This window comes from Jiangella asiatica, assembly GCF_004349065.1.
GTDB classification, from domain to species: domain Bacteria; phylum Actinomycetota; class Actinomycetes; order Jiangellales; family Jiangellaceae; genus Jiangella; species Jiangella asiatica.
The window spans coordinates 1-2,508 of record NZ_SMKZ01000114.1; the positions used below are offsets into that span (position 1 = coordinate 1).

Annotated in this window: 2 protein-coding genes and 1 pseudogene; 1 reads left to right on the forward strand and 2 read right to left on the reverse strand. The window is 72.1% G+C overall.

What is annotated here, in order from left to right:
- Nucleotides 1-331: 331 nt before the first annotated feature.
- Both E1269_RS31930 and E1269_RS31935 read right to left on the reverse strand, forming a co-directional pair.
- The gene (locus tag E1269_RS31930; protein ID WP_131902281.1) at nt 332-1,405 is read right to left on the reverse strand and encodes a DUF4037 domain-containing protein; all 1,074 of its coding nucleotides are present in this window, start codon (nt 1,403-1,405) and stop codon (nt 332-334) included.
- 21 nt (nt 1,406-1,426) lie between these two features.
- A complete protein-coding gene (locus E1269_RS31935; RefSeq protein ID WP_203434299.1) occupies nt 1,427-2,155 on the reverse strand; it encodes a FadR/GntR family transcriptional regulator in 729 nt (242 codons plus the stop codon).
- A 109-nt stretch (nt 2,156-2,264) separates the two neighbouring features.
- Here E1269_RS31935 and E1269_RS31940 point away from each other — a divergent pair.
- A pseudogene (locus E1269_RS31940) lies at nt 2,265-2,508 on the forward strand (ATP-binding cassette domain-containing protein); the annotation flags it as partial.

Consider the following 2,508-nt stretch of genomic DNA (forward strand, 5'->3'; position numbering starts at 1 on the left):
CGAGCACAACCTCCAGCCCCTCGCCCGCCGCTTCCACCTCGACAAAACCCTGCACGGCTGGCGCCTGGACAGCCCCGAACCAGGCGTGCTCGTCTGGACCAGCCCAGCCGGCCGCACCTACCGCGTCGACCCAGAACCCATCGGACCCACCACCGATCCCGACCCGCCGCCGTTCTGAGGCATCAGGCGCGCGCACCCCAACCCTGTCGTCGTATTCGGCGGTACGCTGCCGGGCGACCACGGGGCGAGCCGGTTCGCTCGTGGCCGGCTGGCCGGGCACGGCGGCATGGCCACTGCGCCAACTGTGTGCCGCCAGCCGACGTCGACACCCTCATCCGCCAGTGTCGGCGCGGCGCAGCTCGTCGCGGTACACCAGGGCGAGCAGGTCTGGCCAGTCGGTGTGGGTGACGACGGAGTCGTCGGCGTGGGTGAGCTGGTCGATCCCGCCGACGGGGACCGTGGCGCGCAGCGCGGGGTCGGCGATCGCCGCACGGAGCGCCTGGACGAAGTCGCCGGCGTTGATTACCTGGTAGGGCCGGACCGCGTCGTTGATCCCGACCTCGAACGGTCCGACCCGCGGTCGTGTCGGCCGGGTGAGCCCGAGGTCGTCGTGCCGCTCGCCGAGGACGACCAGGGCGCGGTTGACCAGCGCGCCGGCCTCGGCGGGGCGGGCGGTGAGCGCGGCCTCCAGCAACGGGGTGATCGTGGGGGCCGGGCGCAGGCCGGCGAACGCGGCGCCGAACCACTTGTCGTAGGGCCGGTAGGTGCGTTCCTGGAGGAACGCGAGCTCCATGGCCAGCCCGCACAACCGCGCCGTCAGCAGGCGAGCGCCGAGCTCGTCGTCAGTCTCGACGCACCGCGCGTACAACGGCTGGGCGTTGCCGACGAGATGCCAGCCGCTGGCGAGGAGCCACCGCCAGACGTCGTCGGGATACCAGGCCAGCAGGTCGCGCAGAGCGGTCAGCTCACCGGTGTCGTCGCGGAACACCCCGCCGGCGGTGACGTGGAGCAGGCGCTGCTGCGGCGTGGCCAGCCAGCGGGCCGTGTCGAGCTCGGCGCGCGGGTCGAATCCCAGGGCGTCGGTGACCCAGCCGGTCAGCGCGGCGACCTCGACGTGGTGGGCGACGGTGCCGGTGGCCAGGCTGTACCACCGGACCGGATGGCCGGCGAACTCGTCGGGCAGGCCGGCCTCGACCCGTGCGGCGACCGCGCGGACGTCGTCGTCGGAGCCGACGAGGATCTGCGCCCGGGGACCCCACTCGTGGTCGCGCGACCGAGGCGTGTCGAAGCCCAGCACCTCCGAGCCCTCGCCGAGCAGGCAGGCGGCGTGCGGCACCGGGATCAGGTGGCGCACCACCTCGGCGTAGAACCGCCCGGCGAGGTCGAGCCCGGCGACGAAGTCCACGAGGCCATCATGCCGAGATGGTCAGACGCTGCCGTCCGATGGGGTCAGGGTCTCGCCAAGACGGCTCTCGATGCCGACGTAGTGCTGACGGACCGCCTCGCGGGCCCGCTCGGCGTCGCCGCTGAGGACGGCGTCGACGATGTCGACGTGCAGGCGGTGGATCTGCCGGCGGTCGCGCCCCGGCTGGGGCGGAGCCGCGCGGTTGTAGGCCTGCCAGAACAGGTCGAACAGCTGCAGCAGCATCTCGTTGCCGAGGTCGGCGAAGAGCAGCCGGTGGAACTCCCGGTCCTGCTCGGTGATGTCCTCGCCGCGGGCGGCCCGCCGGCCCATGTCGGACAGGACCTCGCGCAGCGCCTCGATGCGCCGCGGTGTGATGGCGGCCATCGCGTCGGCGATCATGCCGGCCTCCAGCGCCTTGCGCAGCGCCACCAGATCGCCGAGCGCCCGTCGCCCCTGCATGAGCCCGTACGGCAAATTGTCCAGGAGCGGCGCGAACGAGAAGTCCTTGATGTACACGCCGCTGCCGCGCCGCGTCTCGAGCACACCGGTGGACTCCAGCGCCTTGACCGCCTCCCGGACGGAGTTGCGGCTCACACCGAACATGCGCGCCAGCTCCGCCTCGGGCTTCAGCGGATCGCCGGGGCGCAGATCCTGCTTGATGATGTAGTGCCGGATCTCGTCCTGCACGGTCTTGTGCAGGGGCAGCGGCTCCAGCCGCCGGAAGGCCGGTTCCTGCTCTGTTTCGCTCAAGTTACGTCCGCCCTCTTGACAGTGCTGTGAGGCACATCCTACGGTCCCAAACCTGTAGGATGTCTAGCAGGCTGCGACCAACCTCGCAGGCCTGGCCCGAGGAGGGCCCATGACGGCAGCCCGCGCCGACGCACCCGTGAACGCCGCCCACCAGCCGGCAGACCGGGGCCGTCCGGTGCTGAGTCTGCAGGGGCTGACGGTGGAGTTCGCGACGTCGGCGGGCGTGGTGCGGGCGGCGGATTCGGTGAGCTACGACGTCGCGGCGGGGGAGACGTTGGCGGTGGTGGGTGAGACGGGGTCGGGCAAGAGTGTGACGGTGTTGGCCGCGCTGGGCTTGCTGAGGGCGCGGAACC